The sequence below is a fragment of the Gammaproteobacteria bacterium genome (assembly GCA_016765075.1).
GTDB lineage: Bacteria > Pseudomonadota > Gammaproteobacteria.
The window spans coordinates 1-3,340 of the sequence record JAESQP010000001.1 but is presented as its reverse complement, the minus strand read 5'-3'; the positions used below and the strand labels follow the sequence as shown (position 1 = coordinate 3,340).

Annotated in this window: 5 protein-coding genes; all 5 read right to left on the bottom strand. The window is 49.2% G+C overall.

Going from position 1 to position 3,340, the window contains the following annotated elements; translation table 11 throughout:
• Positions 1 to 566: ParB/RepB/Spo0J family partition protein (locus JKY90_00025; GenBank protein ID MBL4850660.1), on the bottom strand; the 566-nt coding region annotated here is incomplete at its 3' end.
• A gap of 39 nt (positions 567 to 605) precedes the next feature.
• The gene (locus JKY90_00020; GenBank protein ID MBL4850659.1) at positions 606 to 1,475 is read right to left on the bottom strand and encodes a ParA family protein; all 870 of its coding nucleotides are present in this window, start codon (positions 1,473 to 1,475) and stop codon (positions 606 to 608) included.
• Positions 1,453 to 2,097: a 16S rRNA (guanine(527)-N(7))-methyltransferase RsmG gene (gene rsmG / locus JKY90_00015; GenBank protein MBL4850658.1), complete on the bottom strand. Its 645-nt coding sequence runs from the start codon at positions 2,095 to 2,097 to the stop codon at positions 1,453 to 1,455. The genes JKY90_00020 and rsmG overlap by 23 nt, the downstream gene beginning before the upstream one ends.
• Before the next feature lie 341 nt (positions 2,098 to 2,438).
• Positions 2,439 to 3,041: an alpha/beta fold hydrolase gene (locus tag JKY90_00010; GenBank protein ID MBL4850657.1), complete on the bottom strand. Its 603-nt coding sequence runs from the start codon at positions 3,039 to 3,041 to the stop codon at positions 2,439 to 2,441.
• 94 nt (positions 3,042 to 3,135) lie between these two features.
• On the bottom strand, positions 3,136 to 3,340 hold a 205-nt coding region (gidA, locus tag JKY90_00005; GenBank protein MBL4850656.1), incomplete at its 5' end, for a tRNA uridine-5-carboxymethylaminomethyl(34) synthesis enzyme MnmG.

Sequence of the window (3,340 nt, the reverse complement as noted above, 5' to 3'; positions counted from 1 at the left end):
GCCACGACCAGCGCTTTTACTTCTTCAGGCAAAGCCAATAAGCGCAACAAATTACTTACTGCACTGCGTGAACGGCCTACAGCTGAGGCTGCTTGCTCATGGGTAAAACCAAATTCATCAATTAATCGCTGCAGCGACTGCGCCTCTTCCAGCGGATTAAGGTCTTCGCGCTGAATATTTTCTATCAAGGCTATAGCAATGGCAGCGCGATCATCAACATCGCGCACCACTACTGGCACCTCATGCAAGCTCGCTAACTGCGCCGCACGCCAGCGACGTTCACCAGCGATGATTTCATAGCCGCCGCTATCGATTGCACGCACCACTATCGGCTGAATCACCCCTTGGGCTTTTATTGATTCAGCCAGTGTTTGCAATGCCTCTTCACGCATATCACGACGTGGTTGGTAGCGACCAGGCTGCAAGTCTTCGATCGCAATTTGACGCAACGTGCCCTCGGGGTGCAACCCCACCACTTTCTCAGCAGACTTGTCATCGACCAAGGCGGCGATATCGGTATCACCAAGCAGTGCTTCAAAACCACGGCCGAGGCTGCGTTTTTTCAACGTGCCCCCACGCTTTCGCGGATCAGGCTCTTGAGACACTTAGTTGCCATTAGTTTCCTCTGTATTAGTCGTATCCTCAGCCAAACCATGCTGGCGCGAATGAGTAGCGCTGCGTTCTTTGGCATCGCGACGCAAAATTTCGCCAGCCAAAGCCAAATAACATATCGCGCCACGCGAGCTCTTATCATATTTCATCACCGGCAAGCCGTGGCTTGGTGCCTCAGCTAAACGCACATTACGTGGCACAATGGTACGATAAACCTTATCACCAAAATGCTTAATCAATTGATCTGAAACCTCATTCGATAGATTATTACGTGGGTCAAACATGGTGCGCAACAAGCCTTTGATTTGCAAATGCGGATTTAAACTACTGCGCACATTTTCTATCGTTTCCACCAAAGCAGACAAGCCTTCCAAAGCATAGTATTCACATTGCATGGGAATAATCACACCTTCGGCAGCCACCAAGGCATTCAGAGTTAGAATATTCAACGCTGGCGGGCAATCAATCAAGATATAATCAAATCGACCAAGCACCGGCGCCAAAGCCGTTTTCAACCGCGTCTCGCGCTGACCTTGTGTAATTAAAGCCACCTCTGCTGCGGTGAGATCAGAGTTCCCAGCCAAAACGTGGTAGCCCGCGCTGTCAGAGACAATCATGGCCTCAGCCATCGTCACGCCATCAACCAGCACATGATAAGCGGAATGTGTCACGCCTTTTTTATTAATACCACTGCCCATGGTGGCATTACCCTGAGCATCAAGATCAACCAATAACACCTTGCGCTGGGTTGCCGCTAGCGATGCCGCCAAGTTGATCGTCGTTGTGGTTTTACCCACGCCGCCTTTCTGGTTGGCAACAGCAAATACCTGCGCTTTACTATCAGCCACGGTCTGCCCTTGCATCAAAGTCTATGCCCGCTTTCGGGGTAAAACACACCAAATGACGTTCTACTGTCATCGTCGGAATAGTCAGCGCAATTACCTCGACCTCAACATCGCCCAACTCGGCGATTTCTTTATATGGATACTTACCCTTCATCGCAAGTAATTGCGTTTTGGCAGCACAAAGGTGCGCCACACCATCGGCAAACTGTCGTAGCTTAGCAAAGGCGCGGCTGGTAATCTGTTGTGGCGCGGCATCAGGCTGATAGTCCTCGATACGGCTACACACCACGTTAACATTATTGAGTTTAAGTTCAATCACGGCCTGTTGCACAAAGCGGGTTTTCTTAGCGTTTGAGTCCAATAAAGTAAATTCGATATCCGGTAACAGAATCGCCAAGGGTATTCCTGGCAAACCACCACCTGTGCCAACATCCAGCACACGCAACCCATTAACATACGGTGTCAACGACAAACTGTCGAGCAGATGTTCGCTTATCATCTGCTCAGGATCACGAATCGCCGTTAAATTATAGACCCGGTTCCACTTTGCTAATAGCGCTAAATACTGACTTAACTGAGCGCATTGATCCACTGAGACCCGCAAAGACATAGACGCCAGTGAATCAGCCAGGCTCATCATCTCATTATTGATATTGTTAGTAGACATTAGCACTCCGTCAAGGTTGTATTGATGGATTCAGTTGGCCTGTCAGCGTTCAGGGCAAGGCACGTCTCGCAGCGAATGGCCGTAGCCCTTTGCAAGAGACGTAACACCGCCATGGACGCTGACAGGCCAACCCTTCGGGCGTTCGCGGTGGCGCTCCGCCACTGCGTTACAGCACTGGACAAGGACTATGGCCATTGCCTGCGTGCTGTGCCTTGTGGCGAAACACCACCGCGACGCTGAACCCATCAATACAACCTTGACGGAGTGCTGGCCCCATCTTAATCGATAACGGGCATACAAATAAGGTGCGCTAATTAGGTAACCTCTAACAATAGGGCGGCTAGCATCTCATTTGTATGCCTAAGGAAGAAATGCCCTGCCTCGTCAATAGAATGTAAAACCGCGGTAGGGTGTGTGAGCGCCCAGCGACTTACCTGGTCATAAGGCACAATTTCATCGTCTGTACCGTGCACTACCGTTAAGGGTCGTCGCTCATTATCGAGGAAAGAAAAATCATATAACGACACCGCGGGGGCAACAGCGAATAAACGTTCAACACGTTCATCCTCTGCAACTGCTTTTAATCCCGCATAGGCACCAAAGGAAAATCCCGCCAACCAAATCTTCGAATGTTTTTCTGCCAACCAATCAATGCATGCTTTCGCGTCCTCGACCTCACCCACTCCATCGGCCCATTCACCTTCACTTAAATCCACGCCACGAAAGTTAAAGCGCAACACAGCATGACCTTTGTCCGAAAACGCCTTGGCAATACAGTAAGTAACTTTATTATGCATCGTGCCACCATGCTGCGGATGCGGGTGGCAAATTAATACTGCGGGCAAATCGTGATTAGATTGGCGATAAATAATTTGCAATCGGCCCACAAGGCCAGGGATAAAATCGTGTTGCGGCATTAGACAAAACTCGTTATATGTATATATTTTCTAATTTTCTATACATTCAAAAGATGATATGTATAGATTTAGCAATAATGTGTCGCGCTATCGCTTAGCTATACTGCATTTTCTTTAAATAGATGCGCAACACTGATAGCGCTGCTGGGGTGACACCCGATATGCGCGCCATTTGACCTAGCGTTTCGGGGCGATGCTCACTGAGCTTTAGCCGTAGCTCTGATGACAAGCTGGTGACATTGGTGTAATCCAAGCCTTGCGGAATTGGCATGGTTTCGTAACGTTTTTGGCGTTCGATT

Bases quoted from the DNA above. Each gene is read 5' to 3' on its own strand.
- JKY90_00010 (MBL4850657.1), bottom strand. From the start codon at position 3,041: ATGCCGCAACACGATTTTATCCCTGGCCTTGTGGGCCGATTGCAAATT.
- JKY90_00020 (MBL4850659.1), bottom strand. From the start codon at position 1,475: ATGCAAGGGCAGACCGTGGCTGATAGTAAAGCGCAGGTATTTGCTGTT.
- rsmG (MBL4850658.1), bottom strand. From the start codon at position 2,097: ATGATGAGCCTGGCTGATTCACTGGCGTCTATGTCTTTGCGGGTCTCA.